This window comes from Blastococcus sp. DSM 46786 (assembly GCF_900109665.1).
Lineage (GTDB): Bacteria > Actinomycetota > Actinomycetes > Mycobacteriales > Geodermatophilaceae > Blastococcus > Blastococcus carthaginiensis.
Map to the genome: position 1 here is coordinate 1 of NZ_FOAO01000030.1, position 20,362 is coordinate 20,362.

A 20,362-nucleotide genomic window follows, 5' to 3' on the forward strand; every position below is an offset into this window, starting at 1 on the left:
GCCACCCGCTACGACAAGCTCGCCGTCGTCTACCGAGCCGCGGCAGTTCTGCGCGCGGTCACCCTCTGGCTCAAGCGGTTAGGAGACACGCCCTAACCCTTGGAATCAGTCATCTAGTTGGCGTTGAGGCCGAAGCGCCGGGTGAGCAGCTTGAACTTCCAGTACGACTCGATCTGCTCGATGGTGTCGTCGGGGGTGTTGCCGTCGACGACTTCCAGTACCGACACCTGGTAGTTGCGGCGGCCGTGGCGCGCTACGGCCTTAAGGCGGACGTCGCCGCCGTCACCGCCGTTGGCGTACTCCAGCCAGCGGCCGAGCAGGCTGTCGGCACCCTTCGCCGAGCCGACGTACTGCTGTCCGGACTCGACGTCGACCAGCAGGTACACGCCCTTCACGGCGCGCAGCACCTGCTGCCAGCCGTGAGGGAGGGTGGGGATGTCATCGACCGGCCGGACGAACTCGCGGAACCCGGGGAAACGGGGTTCGTACTGCTCAGCGATCTCGAGGACCGGCTTGGGCTGGTTGGCGGCTCGCTGTACCCAGCTCCGAGCGCCGGCGCCCCAGTCAATGACGATCTTGTCGGTGTAGTCGCCGAGTTGCTCGAGCAGCCGCAGGTCGTAGCCGTGGTAGTCGGACACGTCGACGCCGGTCAGGACGTCGAAGGTGCCGGTCGGGCAGGTGGTGATGCCGGCGACCTCGTAGAGGCCGACGAACACGGTCTTCCGGGCCTCGGTCACGATGAAGCTGGCAAGCAGGTTGCCCACGTCGAACAGGTCGCGCTGCTGGACGCTCTGATACCGCTCGAACGTGGATTTGTCGTTGCGCCAGGCCTCGTAGAGCCGGCCGGGCTTCACCCGGTTGTCCTGGTGCCGGACCAGGCGGACCTGCCCCAAGTCGACACCCTCGAGGGACAGCAGGTCGTTGAACGTCAGCATCCGCATCCACCGGCTGAGCCGCGCAAGGGTCAGCGACTCTCGTCGTCCCGCGGAGGAACTGCTGGCACGGCCGGACGCCGGCGCGAGAAGCCGGGGTCGAACCGCTTGGTGACGTCGAGCTCGCCGATGTCGGGGGCGGCGTGCTTGCCGGAGAGGGGCATCTTCAACTCGGCGGTCTCATCGGTGAAGTGCTTGGCCACAACCCCACGCTACGAAGCGGAACGGGCCCGGTGCGGTAGGCGCGAGAGGCGTCCTGCACGGCTGGGACCAGAGGGGCGCCTGTGGTCGATTTGTCGACTTGTCCCCAGGTCGATCAGGCCAGCGGCAGGGTGAGGGACGACGGCGCCGCGCCCCCGTGGCAGATCCGGTGTTTGGTCGGCACCCGTGCGAGGCCTGACCCACCGGCTCGCGGGTGGGTCAGGTTGCGCGCGTACCGCGGATGGGCGCCGCCGGAGACCTGCAGTCGGACCCGGTGACCGGCGCGGAAGCGGTGCGCGGTGTCGGGCAGTGTCGTCTCCACCACTCGCTCCCCCTTGACCGGCTCCTCCCCGGCGCCGGATCGAGCCTGACCAGGCGGTCGGTGATGTTGATGGACTTCCCCTTCGGGCCGACGTCGCACAGCCGCACGAAGACGTCGGAGTACGGGTTGTCGGACTCGACGAACAGGCGCGCCTCCGCGCCGCCCTGCACCTCGACCGGTTCCGGAGCGGCGGCGTGGTGAAGGTGGGGACGTCGTCGCGCGCCTCGAGCGCCGTGTTGTCGCGCGGGCCGGCGCTGCGCCCGAGTACGCGACCGCCGACCGACGGCATGGGGTCCATCCGACGGCGACGATCAGCTCGCTCCTGAGGTCGCGGCGGATACCGGCGACGCCCGGGTCGCCGCGAAGCGGACGACCTCCCCCGATGGATGGAGTTGGCCTGGCGAGGCCCCGACACGCCACACCCGGCCCGGCGCCCCCACGCCTGCATGCCCATGTAGCAGGATCGTCGTGACGGGGAGGGGACAAGAACTGTCAGAGGGGCCGCCTACCGTCACTCGCAACGTGATGCCTCACCATAGGACGACAGTGACCCAGGTAACGGAGCCCGCGGACCAGCGAAGCCCGAAGAATTTCCCTCAGGCGGAAGGATTCCGCGTCAGCGGCGCCGTGTACGAGCGGATTCTTCGCCGGACTGACGCCGGGATCACACGCAGCGATGTGGCCAAACACGACGAATCAGTCGAATCGGCACTATCGATCACGGATCGTGCAGAAAGAGCCTGGCTTCGAAGCGCGACCCGCCCCCCACGAGCTTCCGGTCGCATACTTCGCACAGTCGATCTCTTCTCGGGTTGCGGCGGTCTCACCATCGGACTCGACGAGGCAGCGCGGGCACTAGGGCGATCATTCGAACCCGCTCTCGCGGTTGATCTCGATCCGAACGCCACTGCAACCTACGCGCACAACTTCCCTGACGCGCAGACAGTCACCGCGAGCGTCACAGAAGTGTTCGACGGCTCCATTCGCGCAGCGTTGACCACGGGTGAACGATTGATCGCAAAGCGCCACAAAGAAGTCGACATTCTTGTCGGCGGTCCCCCATGCCAGGGACACAGCGATCTCAACAACCGGACCAGGCGCAACGATGCCAAAAACGCCCTGTATGCGTCAATGGTTCGCGCTGCGGAAGTGCTAGGACCCGCACATGTATTGATCGAGAACGTCCCGGGAGCCCTTCACGACAAGAATGGGGTCGTTCAACGAACGGCGGACCAGCTCGACGAGGCCGGCTATCACGTCACTCTCGACGTCGTGGACCTCCCCCTGCTCGGAGTGCCACAGACGAGGAAGCGACTCATTCTGGCTGCCAGCAGGAACGGCGCTCTGGACTTCGAGTCGATGCGGCGCAACCACGCCCGGTCACCGCGTGACGTCCGTTGGGCGATGGAAGATCTTCAGGACTCACCTAGCACGACAACCTCACGGATGTTCGAGACAGCTCGCTCCAACCCGGACACTCGACGACGAATGCGGTTCCTATTCGAGCGCGATTTGTACGACCTGCCCGACTCGGAGCGGCCGCCCTGCCACGCATCCGGAGGACACACGTACTCTTCCATCTATGGCCGACTGCGGTGGGATCGCCCTTCTCAGACGATAACCAGAGGCTTCTACAGCATGTGCATGGGGCGATATGTCCACCCCAGCCGGGAGCGAACGCTCACCGCTCGAGAGGCGGCCAGGTTACAGTACATCCCCGACTGGTTCCAGTTTCCTGAAACGACTAACCGGACCGCTCTGGCTACCATGATTGGGAATGCTGTCCCTTCCCGGTTGAGCACCGCCATCGCCCTGGAGTGGTTGCGTTGACCCTCGGGCGAATGCGTGTCGCGGGGCTCTTTTCCGGCATCGGTGGCTTCGAACTCGGACTCAGCACTTCGGGCCATGAAGCCTCCCTCTTGGTCGAGAACTTCCACCCGGCTCTACATGTTCTCCGCCGCCGCTTTCCTGACGTGAAGATCGAAGAAGACGTCCGCAATGTGACCACCATTCCCACCGGAACGGACCTTCTTGTCGCCGGCTTCCCGTGCCAAGACCTCAGCAGTGTGGGGCGGAAGGCCGGTATCACCGGCTCGAAGAGCAGCCTGGTGGCCGAGGTCTTCAGGATTTTGGAAACTGGCGACGTGCCGTGGGTCGTGCTCGAGAATGTACCCTTCCTCCTTTCTTTGAACAAGGGTAGCGCCCTGTCCTTCGTTACGCAGACCCTCACCGCACTTGGATATCGCTGGTGCTATCGGGTTGTCGATAGCAACGCATTCGGCCTGCCGCAGCGACGTAATCGGTGGTTTCTCGTTGCCAGTCGTGTAGGAGACCCACGCGATGTCCTACTGGCCGACCAGGCCACTCCCCCAAGCATCGCGGACGACTATCGCAGCGCTGCGTGTGGCTTCTACTGGACGGAGGGCATGCGTGCCTTCGGTTGGACGGTCGACGGTGTGCCGCCGATCAAGTGTGGTTCGAGCGTCGGTGTTGCCTCACCTCCTGCCATCCGGACTCCGAGCGGCGAGTTCATCACTCCGGACATTCGTGATGCCGAGAGACTCCAGGGCTTTCCGGAGGACTGGACGGCTCCGGCTGAAGAAGTCGCCCGACCGGGCCAACGTTGGCGGCTCGTGGGCAATGCGGTCAGCCCACCAGTTGCACAGTGGCTCGGCGAACGCCTCGCCCTTCCGGGGTTCTACGACCCATCGAATGACCGACCCGTCGAAGGGCCCCCTTGGCCGCGACAGGCGGCCTGGGCTGACTACGATGGGCGCATTCACGCCGCCAAGGTCAGCGCCTTTCCCGCATGGTTACCTCGCGAGCCCTTGGCCACCTTCCTCAGGCACGGGGGCCGCCCACTTTCAGCACGCGCTGCGAACGGCTTCTTGAGCCGGACTCGCAAGGGCAGCCTTCGCTTTCCAGCCGGGTTCCTAGCGGATCTCGAAGAACATGCAAGGAGCATGACCGATGCCCGATAGTCGACTGTCGGCGGAGGAAGCAGCGAGACTCAGAGAAACGCTACTAGAGGCGGTGCGAGAGGGCTTGGGTGCACCACGCAACGCTGCGAACAAGTGGGCACCGCTATACACCTGGTTTGCCTCAGAGTTCCGGACCGAGGAGAACGGCCGGAATCGCTCGGTCATCGGCAAGGTGATCGTCGAGTCTAAGCAGATCGGCAACAGGGTCGACGAGATGGCCAAGTGGGACCCCAAGTACGCCATCATCAGCTGCATGGACGACGTCACTCCGGACAAGGTGCTTAGAGCCATGCGTCAACGAGCCAGCTTGCCGTCGCTTCGGTGCATTCTCTTCCTTGAAGAAGACCGCCCCTCTCGCATAGTGAGGTTTGATGACTGACCGAATTGTTCAGGCTCTGGTTGACATGTTTCCTGATGTGCCTGTCGAATACAGCGCCGAGTTCGGTCCCCACGGAGGGGCGACGACCGCCGCGCAGGACCGAGCCATCGGGACCGCACTGCCGGTCTCGACGATTCCACTGGTCATCGACGAGCGAGTCAACCGGATGGTTCGGCTCGCCATCCTCTCTGCGCCTGGAGTCATACTCGTCGGTCCTCCAGGCACCGGCAAGACGACTTTGCTGCGCCAGATCGTTGAACAGATTCGTAGCGACTACGAGTCCTTTGGTTTTACCAAGCCAGTGGAAGAGCCGACGTGGACCGCTCCCCAGGAGAACTGGACCACCAATGACCTTGTCGGCGGCACGACCGTCGACACTCAGGGCCACCTGCGCTTCCGCCCGGGGCTCGTCCTCCGTTCCATAGCCGAGGACCGTTGGCTTGTCCTTGATGAGGCCAATCGTGCCGACATGGACCGCATCTTCGGTGGGCTGCTGACCTGGCTGTCGGGCCAGGAGGTAGTGGTCGGGCAGGCGGCCCAGATCTTGGACTCGCCGTCGGTGAGACTGCAGTGGGCCGACGGGCCGGCGTCGGAGACCGAGAATCTGGACCAGCTGAGCGATCCGACGGCCGGCGGCCCGGATGTGGCCTATGCCGCCGGGACCGAGTGGCGGATCCTTGGTACGTACAACGCCATCGATGCTCAGCGAGTCTTCCGATTCGGACAGGCACTTGGACGGCGCTTCCTCCGGGTGCCCATCCCCACGCCATCCACCGATCAGTTCCGACAGGCCATCGAGGTATCCGCGGCAGGTCTTCCGCCGTCCCTGACAGCGAGAATCGTCGCGCTGTACGACGCACACCATCGGAGCGCCGACACAGATCTTGGCCCTGCCGTCTTCCTGCGGATCGCCGACTACGTTCGCGCGGGCATCGACACGGGAGCAGAGACCTTGCTCGAAGACGGGTCCGCAACTTTTTCAAGCAGCGAGACGCCCCCCGAATTCGGCGGTAGCGGGATCGACGACGTGGCGGACGGAGATGCGCAGCCCGTCGAAGCGTCCGATGCCCCCTCGGCGCCCACGTCTGCGGAAAGTGAACTGCTCGCCGAGGGATACCTGATCAACGTAGGAACGTGGCTCCACCAGATGGAAGATTCCGTGGACGCCTTGGGCGACCGCGTGGTCGGCGAGAACGGCGCTCTCAGCGTCGCCGAGTGGCAATGGGTTACCGAGTCGAGTCGCGTCCTGGGATGATCGAGCACGCCGATAGACCCATGCTCGAGATCCCCACCGAGGGTCTCGATTACGTCTTACGCGTTTGGGTGGGTCAGGGGCAGCTGATTCCACTCCTGGCCCAATCCCGGATCGACGCAGTCGACCGTCGCTGGTCACAGCAGGACATTCAGAAGAGAGCCGATCACGTAACCTTCCTGCGCCTTCTGCCCGAGATTCAGGGACTACCCGTCCGTCTCGTCGATTGGCTCGACCTGATCCCCGCCCAAACGGTCTCCGAGAGGACCGTCACGGGGACGCCTTCAGGTGTCACGGACTGGGTTGCGACGCGTCGTGACCATGGATGGCCCCCCCGCGCCTTCTCCAACCGAGAGAAGGCGCGGGTGGGCGACGAGCTGCTGGTTAGGACACTCCGCTGGGTGGCCGCCGCCGTCCTGCGTCTCCGAGACGCCGTATCCCTTCCTGGATCCAGGGCGGATCTTCCCGTTGCGGCTCAACTCGACTGCCTCGGACGAGTGCTGGAGGCGACCGAGGGCAAGCCGGGTCCGGAACCTTCGAAGGCTGATCTACTGGCTGTGCGGAGAGAAGGCGGGCCCTGGCGACGGGTCGCCGCCATGGCCAGAATTCTTTTCGAGCTCCGCAATCCGGATCAATTAGCGCATGCACTGATTCAACCTGAACTACGGCCAGTTTTCTTCCATCTTGGAGTGCTCGGAGTAGTTCTCTTGGCCCTGAGAGATGCCGGGGCGAGGGTCGAGAACGTCGGCATCCTGGGGAGCTCGACCGGGCGCGCTCAGTTCAAGGTGACGTATGGAGCGACCGTGCTCGACCTCTGGTTCGAGGCGGGCGGACTGTGGCAGAGATATCGCACCGCGTCTCCATATCGCCAACTCACCTCGGTGCTGTCCGGCAATAACCAGTCACTGTCACCGGACATACTTCTGATCACCCCCGCTAATCGGGCGTTTGTGGTCGAGTGCAAGTATTCAGCGGACTCGGACTACGTCGGGCGCCATGGCCTACGTCAAGCGGCCTTCTACGCCACCGAGCTAACATCCTCCCTGTGTCGCAGCGCCGACGCGTACGTCGTGGCGCCAGAGGGGGTGGCACGCAGCATGGCTCGAGTACGGACGAGGAGCGGTGTGCTGGGCATGGCGCGACCCTCGGATCTTGATTCCTTGATCGGGGACTTTCTTGAGGAACGTGGCCATGAGAGTGCCGCCACCTCCAGCAACGAATGACGCCGTTCGGCGGCGTATGCGCACGACGAGGCGCCGGGACACCGATTGCGAAGTCGGCTTACGTCGCATTCTTCACTCCGTCGGACTGAGATATCGAATTCATGCGAAGGTCAAGCACCTGGGCAATCGCAGGCGTGTCGACCTCGTTTTCACGGCAGCGCGGGTCGCGGTTTTCGTCGACGGTTGTTTCTGGCACAGCTGCCCTAGCCACGGGACACTGCCGAAGTCCAACCGAGCTTGGTGGCAAGACAAACTGCACGCCAACGTGCTCAGAGATCGCGATTCAGACGAGATCCTGACGAATGCCGGGTGGGTCGTTGTTCGGGTGTGGGAGCACGAGGATCCGTTAGCCGCCGCGCAGCTGATCGTAGAGCGGCTGGCTCGAATCGACGAGCGCTACTTGTTAAACCAAAGACGCATCCGTCAGCTCGGAGCCGCCCAGCGCGGGCGCTAGGCGGCCGTCCCCCGAAGGGCCAGACCCTCTGGCCACGGCCGGGCCGTCATGGCATTGCGGCAGACATCGACCACGGCCAAGGTGGGCACCCAGTGGCGATGCCGCCGGGGCTCCGCCACAAGCGGAAGGTGCGACGGCATGCACGCTCGATCCACCACCATCAAGGCCGACCCCGACAACCTCGACGCCGGCATCGCCTTCACGCGGGACGAGGTGATGCCGGCGATCCAACAGATCGACGGCTGCATCGACCTGTCGATGCTCACCGACCGCGGGAGTGGCCGCTGCATCGTCACGACGTCCTGGGCCGACGCGGACGCCATGCGCGCCGCCATGCGCGCCGCCACCGAGAACGTCCACCCCATCCGGCTCATGCAGGTCCTCGGCGCGCAGTTCCTCGACATCCAGGAGTGGGAGACCGCCGTCCTCCACCGGGAGCGCCCGGCCGGGGACGGCGCCGGCGCCCAGGTCACCTGGGCCTGCATCGCACCGAACCGCCTGAACGAGCTGCTCGACGCCTACCGGAACAACTTGATGCCGCGGCTGCAGGAGCTGACGGGCTTCGACAGCCTCAGCATGCTGGTCGACCGGCGCACCGGTCGCACGGTCAGCGTCACCGCCTTCGAGACCCGCGACGCACTCGCGCTGGTCCGCAAGCAGGCCAAGCACGGGGCCTGACCCCGTCTGGTGGACACGCTGAACCCAGGCTGAGCCTGGAGGAAGCGAGATGATCGGCTCGTGGTGCGGAAGGTGTACTCGGAGGAGTTCCGTCGGGACGCGGTGGAGCTGTACCGGACGACGGAGGGCTCGACGGTGGCGTCGATCGCCGCCGATCTGGGGATCATGGACACGACGCTGTCGGGGTGGTTGAAGGCCGCCGGGGTGCCGATCCGGGGTCGCTACCCCCGGCCCGACGGTGGGCCACCGCCGGGCGGTGAATCGGCTGATCAGGAGCTGGCCCGGCTGCGCGCTCGGGTCGCGGAGCTGGAAGCGAATGAGCGGAAGCTGGGTGCCGAGCGGGACATCCTGCGGGCGGCGGCCAAGTATTTCGCCGGGGAGACGCGCTGGTGACCCGCTTCCAGTTCGTCGCCGACCACCGAGACGCCTTCGAGGTGAAGCGGATGTGCCAGCTGGTGGAGATTCCCCGGGGATCGTTCTACGCGTGGGAGGCCGCAGCCGACGCCCGGGCCGTCCGCCAGGCCGCCGATGAGCAGCTGGCGGAGCGGATCCGGGCGGTGCACGCCGCCGAGCCGGGCAACCGCGCCTACGGGGCGCCGCGGGTGACCGCCGAGCTCAACGACGGCGCCCCGGTGCAGGAGCGGGTGAACCACAAGCGGGTCGCCCGAGTGATGGCCGAACACGGCATCGCCGGGATCCGGCTGCGCCGCCGGGTGCGCACCACGATCGGTGAGCCGGCCGATGAGCAGGTGCCTGACCTTCTCGAACGCGACTTCACCGCCGACGCCCCGAACGTGTAGTACGTCGGAGACATCACCTACCTGCCCTGCGCCGACGGCAGCAACCTGTACCTGGCGACGGTGATCGACTGCTTCTCCCGCCGGCTGGTCGGCTGGTCGATCGCCGACCACATGCGCACCGACCTGGTCGCTGACGCCCTGCTCGCGGCCGCTGCCACGCGCGGCGACCTGGCCGGGGCGATCTTCCACGGCGACCACGGGGCGCAGTACACCTCCCGGGCCTACGCCGCGCTGTGCCAGCAGCTGGGCGTGACGAGGTCGATGGGCGCGGTCGGCTCCAGCGCCGACAACGCGCTGGCCGAGTCGTTCAACGCCACCCTCAAGCGCGAGACCCTCGCCGGCGCGGCCAGCTGGAGCACGCCGGCCGAGGCCCGCCGGGCAGTGTTCGCCTGGGCCACCCGCTACAACACCCGCCGCCGGCACTCCGCCTGCGGCCAGACCAGCCCCAACGACTACGAGGCCCGCCGGGCCCCGGCTACGCTGCCAACCGCGGCGTAGACACCCCACGCGTGTCCAAGATCAGGGGTCAAGGCCCCACCTCCGCGAGCAGTTCGCCCAGGCCATGGGCGTCCGCATCACCGGCATCGCCGAGATGGACCTCGCCGTCGCCCACCTGCGGGTCCCGGAGACTGTCTGACGGACGTCGCTACCGAGGAGAAGCGCCTACCGTCGACACATGGCGACCGACCCCCGCGGTGCAGGCCTGAAGCGCTACCTCCAGGCGGACCCGGGCGGTCCCGTGGTGATGCTCAACCTGCTCCGCTTCGCCGAGGGCGGCCGCGAGTCCTACGACCAGTACGCCAAGGCCCTGTCCAAGACCTTCCTCCCCCGCTACGGCGGCGAGGTCCTCTACGCCGGAGACGGCGGCACACCGCTCGTCGCCGAGCAGGGCCAGACTGGGCCGCCGTCCTGCTCGTGCGCTCTCCCTCCCGCGAGGCGTTCGGCCGCATGGTCGCCGACCCCGAGTACCAGGAGGTCACGCACTTGCGCACCCAGGCGCTCACCGAGGCCGTGCTCCAGCCGACCACCCCCTGGTAGCCGTGACCGATTCGAACGAGGGAACGCCGGCGCGAGGCCGCCTCGCCCGGACAGCCCGTCTCGCTGCACTGCCGGCCGCGTGCGCCGGCCGCACCGCCCTCGGCCTCGGCAAGCGCCTCGGTGGCCGCCCCGCGGAACTCGTCGCGGAACAGGTGCAGCAGCGCACCGCCGAGCAGCTGTTCGCCCCCCCCTCGGCCATCTCAGGAGCGGCGCCATGTAGATGGGCCAGGCGCTCTCCGCGATGGAGGCCGCCCTCCCGGAGCAGCTGGCCGGCCGTACCGCGAGACGCTCGTCCGGCTGCAGGAGGCGGCGCCGCCCATGCCCGCTCATGGACGACGGCAGGCTCGGCGTCCTCGACTTCGGGTCGAACCAGCCCATGCCGCACGACTGGCCGGCCCGGCTCGGCCCCCTGCTCGCCGCCGGACGGGACGGGGACGCCGCGGAACTGCACCGCATCGCCGCCTCGGCCCACCTCCTGCGACCGGACGACGTGACGCCCGCGGCCCTGCTCACGCTGCTGAACCCCTACCTGCAGCCGCTGCGCAGCGAGCGGTACACGTTCACCCGCAGCTGGCTGCAGGAGCAGATCCGGCGCGCCTCCGACCCCCTCGGCGCCGCCCAGCGCACCCAGCGGAAGCTGGCGATCCCTCCGCACTACCTGCTCCTGCAGCGGGTGGCCGCCGAGCTGGTCGGCGTCCTTTGCTCGCTGAACGCCACCGTCGCTGTGGAGGGCGAGCTGCGTCGGTGGCTACCCGGCTACTGAGCCGAGCGGCGCATCGACCACATCTGCGCCGGGCGCGCGTACTGCATCGCGACGTCCCACCCGACCGCACCGTTGACGACCTCCTTGCGGAAGTTGCCCACCGCCGCGCGTGCCAGCTCCGGGTCAGCGGCGACCCGACCGCGCGGTCCTCGACCGCGGCATCGTCCATCGACTCCCAGGCCAGCCCGAGCTCGCGGGCCTTGTCGCCGTTGATTTCCTCGCCGACCAGCGCCATCGCCGCCGCCTCGCGGCCGATGAGCCGAGACAAGATGACGAAGTGCTCCCCGCCCGGGTGCAACCCGCGCGTGAGGAAGCCGGCCAGCAGCCGGGCGTCACGCGCGATGATTTGCAGGTCGGTCGGCAGCAGCATGTTCATGCCCGCGCCCAAGGCCGAGCCGCGCACCGCCGCCACCGTGGGCACCTTCACCTGGCCCAGCCGGTAGAAGGAGTCGTAGATCTTCCCCATGCCCTCGTAGGCGTCGGGTGCCGCCGGGTCCTTGCCGGCCGAGGTCAGCGTCGCGACGTCGCCACCCGCGCAGAACGACTTGCCGACGCCGCGGATGACCAGCGCGCCGACGTCCGGCTTGGCGCCCACCTCGTCGAACGTGGCGATCAGCTCGTCGGCCATCCCGGGCGTCAGCGCGTTGCGCCGGTCGGGGGCGTTGAGCGTCACGATCGCGACGCCGCCGTCCACCTCGAGCTGAACCTCACCGGTACCGGCCACGAGCCCACCGCCCTGCCGAGCGGACCGTCCCCAGCCCCATCCGGACACCCCCTGCCTGGCGTCACACCACGGGCCCGCACCGCCCCGCGCACCGCGGTCGGGATCAGACGACGGTCGCCGACTCCACCAGCCGGCACAGGGCGTTGACCCGCCGCAGTTGCACCGGCGTCCGCACCGGCGCATCCACCAGCAGCGGGCTGAGCACCACGACGGCCAGGGCCTGCGCTCGCGACACCGCAACGTTCAGCCGGTTCAGGTCGTACAGGAACGACACGCCCCGCGGTGCGTCGTCGGCGCTGGTGCTCGTCATCGAGTAGAGGACCACCGGCGCCTCCTGACCCTGGAACTTGTCCACGGTGCCGACCCGCGCACCGTCCGGCAGCGCCGCCTTGATCAGCGCGACCTGGGCGTTGTACGGCGCCACCACCAGCACGTCCGCCGGCCCGATCGGCGCCTCCTTCCCCAGGTGGTTCCGCCACGTCGAGCCCTGCACCGACCGCCACAGCCGCGCGACGGCCTCGGCCTCCTGCCGGCACTTGTCCGCCGCCGTCAGCACGTGCTCGACCGGGTGCACCCGCAGCCCGCTGCCGGCCAGCGCCCCCTCCCCCAGCACCGCGACCCGCTCCCGGCCGTCCGCCGCGTCCAGCCGCCCCTCGTACGCCAGATCGGAGACGAACGCCGTCAGCGACGGGTGCATCCGGTACGAGCGGTCGAGGAACACCCCGCGGTCGGCCGGGATGGTGGTGTGGCCGTCGAGCAGGTGCTCGAGCGCCGACGCCCCCGAGCCGCCCGGGTGCACCGCCTGCGTGGGCTGGGCCAGCTGCTGCGGGTCGCCCAGCAGCACCATCGAGCGCGCGCCCCGCGCCACGGCGACGGCGTTGGCCAGCGAGAACTGACCCGCCTCGTCGACCACCAGCACGTCCACGGCCTCCGCCACGTCGGCCCGGGTCCAGAACCACGCCGTCCCGCCGACCAGCCGGGCACTGCCGTCCGCCAGCGCCCGCGCCACGAAGACGTTGTCCTTCGACCACGCCACGCCGTCCGCGCCGCAGTGCTGGTGCTCCTCGCACTTCTGCAGCGCCGGCCGGCCCACCGCCTTGAGCAGGTTCCCGATGACCGCATGGGACGTCGCGGTCACACCCACCTTCTTCCCGGCGTCCAGCAGCTCCCCGATCAGCGCGGCCGCGGCAGTCGTCTTGCCGCTCCCGGGCGGGCCCTGGATCGCCAGCACCTCGCCGTCCAGCGCCAGACCGAGCCGCACAATCGCGTCCGTCGTCGTCTCGCCTTCACGCAGCCGCGTTCCCGCGGGAACGCGGCGCTCGACCAGCGCCTGGCCGAGGCAGTCCCGGCCGGCGAGCACGTCCTCTCCGGTGTCGGCGATCGCCGCGCGCAGGCCCGCGGTGTTGAGCGGCCCGCCGGGCCCGAGCCCGCGCGGCCGCGGCGGCTCGCCAGCCGTCGTCTTCAGCACCAGCCGCCCGGCCGCGGCGTCCAGCTCCAACACCGTCCCGACCTTCTTCGCGGTGTCCACGTCGAGCGCGTCGTCGCCGGCGGAGAGCTTGGTGTCCTGCACCGGGAACGAGTACTCGTAGAGGTGGCTCCGCTTCTCCGGCCCCAGGTACCCGACGTTGGACAGCCCGCCCAGCGCCGTCCCGTCCCGCTCCAGTTCCTCGGCGTCGAGATCCTGCAGCCGGTAGACCTCCCACCACGCGGGCCGGTCCTCGCGGCGGTGCCAGCCGACGAGGTCGCCCAGCAGCTTGTGCCCGGCCGCGTGCAGCCGGTCGGTGAGCTGCTGCTCGGCGGCCTGTGCCTCGGTCACCTTCGCGTCCGGCGCCACCACAGTGACCGCCGGCCGCGGCAACGGCCCGTGCAGCGCCTCCAGCTGGGCGCGCTGCTGCTCCAGCCAGTCGTGCAGCTCGCGAGTCGAGTCGACGTCGTCCTTGTTGTAGGACTCGATGCCGTCCAGCCGCGCCTGGTCGCCGTCCTCCAGCCAGGCCTCGTACTCCAGGACGCTGCCCAGCGCGCTCGCGACCGCACCCTTGTGCGACCGCCCGTAGAACGCCTCGACCTTCTTGATCGAGTACGACTCCTTGCTGATCCGCATCGACTGCCGGACGACGGGATAGAGGTCGACGAACCGCTCCTCGCGCAGCAGCTGGTCGAGCTCCGCCTCGCGGACGCCGTAGCCGCCGGTCAGCTTCTTGAGCGCGGTCACTTCGTAGGGCGCGTAGTGGAAGACGTGCATCGCCGGGTCGGCCTGCACCGCCGAGACGATCCGGTCGATGAGGTCCGCGACCAGCTGCTTCTCCGCCGGGCGGTCGTGCGCCCACAGCGCGGTGAACCCGCCGGAGCGGTCGCCGATGCCGGCGAGGTACTCGATGCCCGCGCCGTCCTCGAACCAGGGGTCGCCCTCGAAGTCGAGGTACAGGTCGCCGGCGCTCGGCGGCGGGAGCCGCAGCAACCCGAGGCCGGCGACCGGGTCGAGCAGCGTCCGCGACGACTCCCCCGTCGTCCGCTCCTTCAGCTGCTCGGCCGCCTGCTGCTGCAGCCGGTTGCGCGCGTCGGCACCGATGCCCGACGCCGCGAGCTGCCCCGGCGACGCCGTGGCCAGGGCCGCCAGCGTGGGGATGCCCGCCGCGCGGAGAGCGTCCCGGTGGTCGCCGCGCATGGACGCGACCAGACCGAGGTCGTCGGCCTCACGCAGCTCGGTCGTGCACTTCTCCGCCCAGCGGCACTGGTCGCAGTAGCCGATCGGCGCGGGAGCGGTCGACGGCGGAGCGGCGGTGAACGCCTCCAGCCGGGCCCGCGCGCGGCGGGCGTACGCGGCGATGTCGACCAGCCGCCACGGCCGCGAGACGCCGTCACCGGTGACGACGTGGATCCCGCGCGGTGCCACCCCCTGCAACACGGTGAGCCGCTCGGCGTAGGTCGCCATCTGCAACAGCGCGGCGACCTTCAGCTTCCGGGCGAGCTTGGTGTCGGCAATCTCGTAGGACCAGCCGCCGAACAGCGACGGCACCTCCACCCGCAGCAGGAAGTCGGCCTGCCCGCCCCAGGCACCGTCGAAGAAGGTCCCCTGGTAGACGACGTCGACGCCACTGCGCATCGCCTCGACCGTCGCGGCCTCGGCCTGCCGGCGCCCGTCGGCACCGGACGCAGAAGCGATCTCGGTGACCGTCCGACCGGCAGCCACCAGCGACGCCAGGTACTTCCGCTCGTGCTCCAGCCCGCGGTCGAAGACGAACTGCGTCTCCGGCGTCGCCCCGTCCGAAGGGGCCACCCACTCCCCCGCGGCCACGCCGAGGTCCAGCCGGGTGAGGTGCCGGCACTCCTGATGATGCGTGAGGTCGGTCGGGCTCAGCACCAGCCGTCCGTCGAGTCGCTGCAAGACCAAGCCCCCCGATCACCTTCGTCCGGCACAGTGCCGATCGCCCGGCCGTGTCGCAGGGATAGCGGACACCTCCGACACGATCGAGCACCCGGTGCCGGGACCGCCGACGTGGTCACCCGCCGCGGGACGTCGGTACGTCAGCCCGGTTCACCGAGTCCCACCGATGTCGCCGCCAGCGCCTCATCGCACGCAGCAGGCTGCACGACAGCCCGGTTCCGTCCTGAGCGAAAGAACCGGGCCGCGGCATCGCGATGATCAGAGGGGGCTACTCGCAGCCGACACCGTCCCCGTCCCGATCCAGGTGACCGGCGTAGCCGGGATCACCGACCCGCACGGGGGCTGCACCCGCAGCTCGGGCGGCGTCGCAGTTCTTGTAGTACGCCCTGGGCGCCTGCGGTGCCGGAGCCGGAGCGACCGGCGCCGGAGAAGCGGACGGTGCGGGAGCAGTCGAGCGCACCGTCGCCTGCGGTGCCGGGGCAGCGGATGCGGCCGCCTCACGCGCCACCAGCTCGCCCTCTCGCTGATCGAGCGCGGCACTGCGCGCGTCCAGTTCCGCCACCCGTGCGGCCAGGCGCGACTCCCCCTCGGCGGTGGCCCGACGGATCCGTGACTCCGCCTCGACCACCTCGTCCTCGAGCTCGGCCGCTTCCTGCTGGGTCTCCGTCAGCTCGCTCTTGAGCGTCAGGTAGGCCGGTGACGCTTCGACCTCGGACGAGTTGCCGCCGCCACCGACCGCGATGCCGACCAGGAACGCCATCAGCGGGATCGCCCATTTCAACCACCGCTTCGGGCTCTTGTCGGAGTTGGCCGGAACAGGAGCGGGAGCACCTGGCATGACAGCGGTATCGGACACGATCGTTCTCCATTCCCCGTAGTGGCACGGGACGGTATCGCTACCACGCTCCGGTGAGTGGGGAATCAGAGGACGCTGCTGCGCCGGGGGGCGGTGTGACTGATGAGGTGCACGGATGGGCCACTCCGCCGATGCGGCGTCGCCCCCCTGTCTCGAGCACGTCCCGGGAGGAAGGGCGGATGCAATTCCGACGTCGGCACGGACACTGGGCGCGCGCGCTCCAGTTGACAGCGGGCGGTGCCTGAGCACGATGACCTGGGCGGACGCCGTCGGGGCGCCGCGCGCCTGTCCCCGGAAGGGAGGGCGTCATGCACGCCCGTTCCACCACGATCACCGCCGACCCGAACCGCATCGACGCTGGCATCGCCGACGTCCGCGACAACGTCATGACCGCCGTGAGCGGCATGGACGGCTACGTCGGGCTGTCGATGCTCTGCGACCGCGACTCCGGCCGCTGCATCGTCACCACCGCCTGGGAGAACGAGGACGCGATGACCGCCACCCGCGACGCGGTCCGGCAGATGCGCGAGCAGGCCACGGAGCAGTTCGGTGCGGAGAAGCCCGAGGTGCGGGAGTGGGAGATCGCGGCGATGCACCGGCTGCACCCCGCCGGCGACGACTCCTGCGCCCGGGTCACCTGGTCCCGCGTCGACCCGGCCACCATCGACAAGGTCCTCGACGTCTTCCGCACCGACCTCATCCCGCGGATGGACGAGATGCCCGGGTTCTGCAGCCTCAGCCTGATGCTCGACCGGGAGACCGGCGACAACTCCCTCACCGCCGTCTACGCCGACCGCCGCGCCATGGAGTCCTCCCGCCAGCGCGCCATGTACATCCGCGACGAGTTCCGCCGGGCGCTGCGCATGTCAGCCACCGACGTCGCCGAGTTCGACGTCGTCCTGCACCACCTCCGCGTTCCTGAGCTGGTCTGAACAACGGACGCCCCCGGCGCCCGTGGAGGTCAGCGCATCGACCTCGTGTCCACGGTGCGCCGGGACTGCTCGGCCACGTCCAACGGCGGCGGGTCGGTAGCCACGCCAGCCGCCGGCTCCGCACTCGCGACGCCGGGCATCAGGCCGCATCCAGCCGGTAGAGCGCGGTGTGGTGGACGTGCAGCACCGGCTCGTCCCCCGCGAACACCAGCGCGTCGTACCGGACCTCGTCGTGGCGGCCACGCCGGCCCACGTCGGTGACCCGCCCGTGCGCAGACAGCTCCACGGGCAGCCGCGCCAGGCCGAGGAAGCGGCAGTCGCTGGAGGTGTGGATCCACGGGCCCAGGGCGACGTTGCGCATGAGCAGCTCGTTGATCAGCCGCAGCAGCAGCCCGGGGTGGACCAGCGCCTCCCGCCGGTACAGGTCCAGGGGTTCGCCGATCGCATTCAGGTACCACTCGTTGCGCTCCGCGGTCCCGGCCTCGGAGACGCTGCCCATCGGGCCGACGACCGGGTCGGCCACCGGCTCGGGCGGGGCAGCGACCTGCCGGTAGCCGGTGAGATCGGGCCGCTCCGCGCCGAGCCCCGACGAGCCGACGCACCGCACCTCACCGGACGGGTGGCTGACCGTGAGCCGGCCGTCGGCCGGCTCGACGAGCAGCTCGTCCCCGTCGTAGGTGGGCCGCCGGAAGCGCAGGTCGATCCGGCCCCGGGACAGCCACTCGACTCCCCAGGCCGCCACCAGCGGCGTCGTCGTGCGGGCGAACAGCTCCACGCCGGGGACCAGCGCCCCGGAGAAGCCGTACCGCCGCGCGACGTCGTCCTCGTGGATCTTGTTGGTCGACTCCTCGACGACGTGGGCCACGAAGCGGTGTGGTTCGGGAGCGGTCACATCGCCGGATGCTGCCGTGCCGGCCACCCGGTGTCGACACCGCCGGCTGAGCATCCCCGCTCGCCATCTGCTTCTCCATCGGGTCACCACGGGCCTCGTGGGCGTGCTGTGCTCACTGGGCGCCACGGTCCCCGTGGACGACGAGGCACAGCGGTGGCTGCCGGGCTACGACTGAGGCGACCGCCCCGGACATGGGGGCTGCACCGGCCCGGTGACCGTCCATCGTCCGAGGACGACGGACCGTGTCGCCTCGCCCGTCGCGCTGCCCGCCGCACCCGCGCCCCTGGGCGACGGGCCGGCCGCAGGCCAGCATCGAGGTCCGTCCGGCTGCCACGGCGATGTCCCAGGAGGCCCTCATGAGCGTTCGACGCGCACTGATCAGCACAGCAGCGGCCACCCTGCTGCTGATCGCCCCCGCGACAGCCGCGTCAGCAGATCCCGGGTCGGGCGGGTGCAAGGCCTTCGGCCAGAGCGTCAGCACCCTGGCCACCACGGTGTTCCCGAAGGGCCAGTTCGGGGAGAACGCATCCACGGTGGCGACGTCGGGGCCGCGAGCCTTCCCGGAGCAGGTCGTCCACCCGGAGCAGGACGCCGCCTGCCCATAGGGCACCGGCGGACCGGTCACGGAACCTCTTCCGCCCGCCGATGAGGCAGCCATGAACAGTCGACATGTCGGTCCTGCGGAAGCGGCGCACGCGGCGGCGGCCAGCGCCATCCAGGAGCTCTACGAGGAGGCGCTCCGCCACCTCGACGCAGTCGCCCGTTCCCTGGGGGCGGCCGCCCCGGCGGCGCAGGAGGCCGGCGAACCGCAGAAGCCCCACGCGGATGGGGTGCACCCGACCCTGGAGCTCCCCCGCCGGCTGATCTCGCCGGTGGCCGCGGCGGCCTGACCCCCACCGCGCCGAGTGGTCGCTCGCGGCCGGCTGGGTTAGGGATGCCTCATGCCCTTCATCCAGATCACCATGATCGCCGGCCGCACCGAGGAGCAGAAGCGCGACCTGCTCGCCGCGGTCAGCCAGGCCACGACCGACAGCATCGGCGCTCCCCCGGAGACGGTGCGGGCCTGGATCGTCGAGGTGCCGCCGACCGACATCGCGGTCGCCGGCGAGACGCATGCGGACCGCCGCGCGAAGAGCGACCAGACCTGAAGCACCGACGAGCGCGCCATCCGCTGGCCAGCGCGGAACTCAGTCGTCCAGCGACCGCACCCACAGCGCCGCCGCGCCGTAGGCGAGCGAGCTGACGACGGCGCGCGTGGTGGTCCGCCCGCCGGCCTTGCCCGCGCCAGCCAGCGCGGTCAGCGTGTCGAGCAGGTTCATCGCCGCCACCGCGGCCAGCCCGCGGTCGACCTCCTCGTCGGTCTTCGCGGTCAGCGCCAGCGCGGAGACCACCAGCGCCCGGCTGCCGAACAGCCGCTGCAGCTGCAGCCCGGCGGGCGTCACCGGGACGCCGTAGCCGTTCGCCACCGACCGCGGCGCCAGGACGCTGATCGCCCCGAACGCCACACCCACGGCGCCCAGCGCCTGCGCCATCGACTTCTTCGACGTCTCCGCAGCGGTCTTCTTCTTGGCCATCGTCAACCTTCCGGAACGGACTGGGGACGGCGTGGGCTCACCGCACCAGCCACTCAACCAGCGCCGTCCACCGTCCGCAGCGCGAGCGACCCCGCCCACCGCTAGCGTCCCGAGCCATGACCGCCGGCCGCCGCAACCCCGGGTCGCACCCCCTCACCACGCACGACCGGTAGACCGTGCCGCCGGGCGTCGAGCTGCAACACCGCGCCACCTCCTGGGGCGCGATGCGCAGCCGGGTGGCCGGCGAGCGACGGCCCGGCGTCCCCGAGGTCGTCGTCGTCCACGGGCTGGCGGTCGCCGACTACTTGGAGCCCGCCGTCCGCGAGCTGGGCACCTGGACCCGCGCGCACCTCGTCGAGCTGCCCGGCTTCTCCGGTAGCGCCGACCCGCCGCGCCCCATGGACGTCGCCGACCACGCCGACGCCGTCGTCGAGTGGCTGGCGGCGAGCAGTCTCGACGACGTCGTGCTCGTCGGGCACTCCAGCGGCACCCAGGTCGCCGCTCACGTCGCCGTCCGGGAACCCGACCGCGTGCGGGCGCTGGTGCTCGCCAGCCCGACCATCGACCCCGCCTACCGCAGCATGCGCCGCGTCCTGCTCGCCTGGCGCCGCAACCACGAGCTCGAGCCGCCCGAGCTCGACGTCCAGCACACCCCCGACCGGCAGCGCGCAGGACTGCGCCGGGTCCGGCAGACCCTCGCCGTCCACCTCCGCGACCGCCTCGAGGACACCGTCGAGCGCGTCCCCCAGCCGGTGCTCGTCCTGCACGGCGACCGCGACCGCCTCTGCACCGAGGCCTGGGCACGCGAGCTCAGCGAGCGGGCCAGGGACGGCCGGTTCCACAGCGTCCCCGGCGCGCACAGCTTCGTCTGGACGGCGCCCGCCGCCTGGTCCGCGCCGATCGCCGACCTCGCCTCCGTCCCGCCGTCCGACGACGATTGACCCCCGGTGAGGCGGACGCCACGATGACCGGACGA

20 protein-coding genes and 2 pseudogenes are annotated in these 20,362 nt (G+C 69.7%); 15 read left to right on the forward strand and 7 right to left on the reverse strand.

Going from position 1 to position 20,362, the window contains the following annotated elements:
- Positions 1-113: 113 nt before the first annotated feature.
- The gene (locus BMW62_RS20840) at positions 114-935 is read right to left on the reverse strand and encodes a GIY-YIG nuclease family protein (RefSeq protein WP_139206332.1); all 822 of its coding nucleotides are present in this window, start codon (positions 933-935) and stop codon (positions 114-116) included.
- 29 nt (positions 936-964) lie between these two features.
- On the reverse strand, positions 965-1,135 hold the full coding sequence (locus BMW62_RS22860) for a hypothetical protein (RefSeq protein ID WP_170852502.1): 171 nt from the start codon (positions 1,133-1,135) through the stop codon (positions 965-967).
- A gap of 866 nt (positions 1,136-2,001) precedes the next feature.
- Between BMW62_RS22860 and BMW62_RS20850 the strand changes: the two genes are divergently transcribed.
- The 10 genes and pseudogenes from BMW62_RS20850 to BMW62_RS23345 all read left to right on the forward strand — a co-directional run bounded on the left by BMW62_RS20850 (position 2,002) and on the right by BMW62_RS23345 (position 11,023).
- On the forward strand, positions 2,002-3,285 hold the full coding sequence (locus tag BMW62_RS20850; protein ID WP_170852503.1) for a DNA cytosine methyltransferase: 1,284 nt from the start codon (positions 2,002-2,004) through the stop codon (positions 3,283-3,285).
- A gap of 11 nt (positions 3,286-3,296) precedes the next feature.
- Positions 3,297-4,436, forward strand: coding sequence for a DNA cytosine methyltransferase (gene dcm / locus BMW62_RS20855; protein ID WP_091935276.1), 1,140 nt, complete (start codon positions 3,297-3,299; stop codon positions 4,434-4,436).
- Positions 4,426-4,815 carry a hypothetical protein gene (locus BMW62_RS22310; protein WP_139206334.1) on the forward strand — a complete coding sequence of 130 codons (390 nt, stop codon included), beginning with the start codon at positions 4,426-4,428 and terminating at the stop codon, positions 4,813-4,815. The genes dcm and BMW62_RS22310 overlap by 11 nt, the downstream gene beginning before the upstream one ends.
- Positions 4,808-6,070 carry an AAA family ATPase gene (locus BMW62_RS20865; protein ID WP_091935282.1) on the forward strand — a complete coding sequence of 421 codons (1,263 nt, stop codon included), beginning with the start codon at positions 4,808-4,810 and terminating at the stop codon, positions 6,068-6,070. Before BMW62_RS22310 ends, BMW62_RS20865 begins: the two co-directional genes overlap by 8 nt.
- Positions 6,067-7,290: a hypothetical protein gene (locus tag BMW62_RS22315; protein WP_139206335.1), complete on the forward strand. Its 1,224-nt coding sequence runs from the start codon at positions 6,067-6,069 to the stop codon at positions 7,288-7,290. Before BMW62_RS20865 ends, BMW62_RS22315 begins: the two co-directional genes overlap by 4 nt.
- Complete coding sequence (gene vsr, locus BMW62_RS20870) at positions 7,259-7,744, forward strand: DNA mismatch endonuclease Vsr (RefSeq protein ID WP_091935285.1); 486 nt, start codon at positions 7,259-7,261, stop codon at positions 7,742-7,744. The genes BMW62_RS22315 and vsr overlap by 32 nt, the downstream gene beginning before the upstream one ends.
- A 138-nt stretch (positions 7,745-7,882) precedes the next feature.
- Positions 7,883-8,422, forward strand: coding sequence for an antibiotic biosynthesis monooxygenase (locus tag BMW62_RS20875; RefSeq protein WP_091935288.1), 540 nt, complete (start codon positions 7,883-7,885; stop codon positions 8,420-8,422).
- Between the two features lie 60 nt (positions 8,423-8,482).
- Positions 8,483-9,720, forward strand: a pseudogene (locus tag BMW62_RS20880) (IS3 family transposase).
- A gap of 417 nt (positions 9,721-10,137) precedes the next feature.
- Positions 10,138-10,260: a DUF1330 domain-containing protein gene (locus tag BMW62_RS23565; RefSeq protein WP_280138687.1), complete on the forward strand. Its 123-nt coding sequence runs from the start codon at positions 10,138-10,140 to the stop codon at positions 10,258-10,260.
- A 328-nt stretch (positions 10,261-10,588) separates the two neighbouring features.
- A complete protein-coding gene (locus tag BMW62_RS23345) occupies positions 10,589-11,023 on the forward strand; it encodes an AarF/ABC1/UbiB kinase family protein (RefSeq protein WP_244524201.1) in 435 nt (144 codons plus the stop codon).
- A 196-nt stretch (positions 11,024-11,219) separates the two neighbouring features.
- Here the strand turns inward: BMW62_RS23345 and BMW62_RS20895 are convergent.
- From BMW62_RS20895 to BMW62_RS23020, 3 genes and pseudogenes are all read right to left on the reverse strand, one after another.
- A pseudogene (locus tag BMW62_RS20895) lies at positions 11,220-11,930 on the reverse strand (enoyl-CoA hydratase/isomerase family protein); the annotation flags it as partial.
- Positions 11,851-15,138: a TM0106 family RecB-like putative nuclease gene (locus tag BMW62_RS20900; RefSeq protein ID WP_244524197.1), complete on the reverse strand. Its 3,288-nt coding sequence runs from the start codon at positions 15,136-15,138 to the stop codon at positions 11,851-11,853. The pseudogene BMW62_RS20895 and the gene BMW62_RS20900, both read right to left, overlap by 80 nt.
- A gap of 262 nt (positions 15,139-15,400) precedes the next feature.
- On the reverse strand, positions 15,401-15,988 hold the full coding sequence (locus BMW62_RS23020) for an excalibur calcium-binding domain-containing protein (protein WP_244524198.1): 588 nt from the start codon (positions 15,986-15,988) through the stop codon (positions 15,401-15,403).
- Between the two features lie 308 nt (positions 15,989-16,296).
- Between BMW62_RS23020 and BMW62_RS20910 the strand changes: the two genes are divergently transcribed.
- Entirely contained in the window at positions 16,297-16,920 is a 624-nt protein-coding gene (locus tag BMW62_RS20910; protein WP_091935291.1) for an antibiotic biosynthesis monooxygenase, read from the forward strand.
- A 139-nt stretch (positions 16,921-17,059) separates the two neighbouring features.
- Here BMW62_RS20910 and BMW62_RS20915 read toward each other — a convergent pair whose 3' ends face one another.
- Entirely contained in the window at positions 17,060-17,812 is a 753-nt protein-coding gene (locus BMW62_RS20915) for a hypothetical protein (RefSeq protein ID WP_139206336.1), read from the reverse strand.
- A gap of 356 nt (positions 17,813-18,168) precedes the next feature.
- On the opposite strand from BMW62_RS20915, the gene BMW62_RS20920 reads away from it, so the two are divergent.
- The 3 genes from BMW62_RS20920 to BMW62_RS20930 are packed head-to-tail and all read left to right on the forward strand — an operon-like array spanning position 18,169 to position 18,960.
- Positions 18,169-18,417: a hypothetical protein gene (locus tag BMW62_RS20920; protein ID WP_139206337.1), complete on the forward strand. Its 249-nt coding sequence runs from the start codon at positions 18,169-18,171 to the stop codon at positions 18,415-18,417.
- 51 nt (positions 18,418-18,468) lie between these two features.
- The gene (locus BMW62_RS20925; protein ID WP_091935299.1) at positions 18,469-18,702 is read left to right on the forward strand and encodes a hypothetical protein; all 234 of its coding nucleotides are present in this window, start codon (positions 18,469-18,471) and stop codon (positions 18,700-18,702) included.
- 51 nt (positions 18,703-18,753) lie between these two features.
- On the forward strand, positions 18,754-18,960 hold the full coding sequence (locus BMW62_RS20930) for a 2-hydroxymuconate tautomerase (protein WP_091935302.1): 207 nt from the start codon (positions 18,754-18,756) through the stop codon (positions 18,958-18,960).
- A gap of 39 nt (positions 18,961-18,999) precedes the next feature.
- Here BMW62_RS20930 and BMW62_RS20935 read toward each other — a convergent pair whose 3' ends face one another.
- Positions 19,000-19,386 carry a hypothetical protein gene (locus BMW62_RS20935; protein WP_091935305.1) on the reverse strand — a complete coding sequence of 129 codons (387 nt, stop codon included), beginning with the start codon at positions 19,384-19,386 and terminating at the stop codon, positions 19,000-19,002.
- Positions 19,387-19,562: 176 nt separating this feature from the next.
- Here BMW62_RS20935 and BMW62_RS20940 point away from each other — a divergent pair, with 176 nt between their 5' ends.
- Complete coding sequence (locus BMW62_RS20940; RefSeq protein WP_244524199.1) at positions 19,563-20,327, forward strand: alpha/beta fold hydrolase; 765 nt, start codon at positions 19,563-19,565, stop codon at positions 20,325-20,327.
- Positions 20,328-20,362 lie beyond the last annotated feature (35 nt).